Origin of the sequence: Streptomyces sp. UG1, from assembly GCF_049974585.1 — a bacterium.
Taxonomy (GTDB): domain Bacteria; phylum Actinomycetota; class Actinomycetes; order Streptomycetales; family Streptomycetaceae; genus Streptomyces.
In genome coordinates this window covers 1-1,145 of the sequence record NZ_JBNGGG010000144.1, presented here as the reverse complement: position 1 = coordinate 1,145, position 1,145 = coordinate 1, and the positions used below count along the sequence as shown (strand labels likewise).

At 69.3% G+C, this 1,145-nt stretch carries 1 pseudogene; it reads right to left on the bottom strand.

What is annotated here, in order from left to right:
• Positions 1-1,145, bottom strand: a pseudogene (locus tag ACP4J3_RS50720) (alpha-1,4-glucan--maltose-1-phosphate maltosyltransferase); the annotation flags it as partial.

Below are 1,145 nucleotides of genomic sequence, written 5' to 3'. Positions count from 1 at the left end.
CGGATGGCGTTGAGGCGGGTGAGCAGGGGGGTGATGGTGCGGCCCTCGCGTTCGGCGGTGTCCCAGTCGCGGGGGCGGAGCTGGTACTTCTCGGAGTCGAGGTATTCCTCGCTGCCGGGGCGCAGGGGGGTGTTCTCGCACAGTTCGTAGCCGCTGTAGATGCCCCAGGTGGGGGAGAGGGTGGCGGCGAGGACGGCGCGGACCTCGAAGGCGGGCCGGCCGCCGGTCTGCAGAAACTCGTGCAGGATGTCGGGGGTGTTGGCGAAGAAGTTCGGCCGCATGTAGGCCGCCGCTTCGCCGGAGAGTTCGGTGAGGTAGTCGGTCAGCTCCTGCTTGGTGTTGCGCCAGGTGAAGTACGTGTACGACTGCTGGAAGCCGATCTGGGCCAGGGTGTGCATCATCGCCGGGCGGGTGAAGGCCTCGGCCAGGAAGATCACGTCGGGGTCGGTGCGGTTGATGTCGGCGATCACCCGCTGCCAGAACAGCACCGGTTTGGTGTGCGGGTTGTCGACGCGGAAGATCCGCACCCCGTGGTCCATCCAGTGCCGCAGCACGCGCAGGGTCTCGGCGGTCAGGCCGTCCAGGTCCGCGTCGAAGGCGATGGGGTAGATGTCCTGGTACTTCTTCGGCGGGTTCTCCGCGTACGCGATGGTGCCGTCGGGGCGGTGGTGGAACCACTCGGGGTGCTTGTCCACCCAGGGGTGATCCGGCGAGCACTGCAGGGCGAAGTCGAGGGCCACCTCCAGGCCCAGCTCGCCCGCCCGTGCCACGAACCGGTCGAAGTCCTCGATCGTGCCGAGGTCGGGGTGGATGGTGTCGTGGCCGCCTTCGGGGGAGCCGATCGCCCAGGGCACTCCGACATCCTGCGGGCCGGCGGAGAGGGTGTTGTTGGTGCCCTTGCGGAAGGTGGTGCCGATCGGGTGGATCGGGGGCAGGTAGACGACGTCGAAGCCCATGGCGGCGATGGCGGGCAGGCGGCGGGCGGCGGTGGTGAAGGTGCCGTGGGGGTGTTCGGGGGTGCCCTCGGAGCGGGGGAAGAACTCGTACCAGGAGCCGTACAGGGCGCGTTCGCGTTCCACCAGCAGGGGCAGCGGGTCGGTGGCGGTGACCAGGTCCCGCAGCGGATACCGGCCCAACACCGCGTC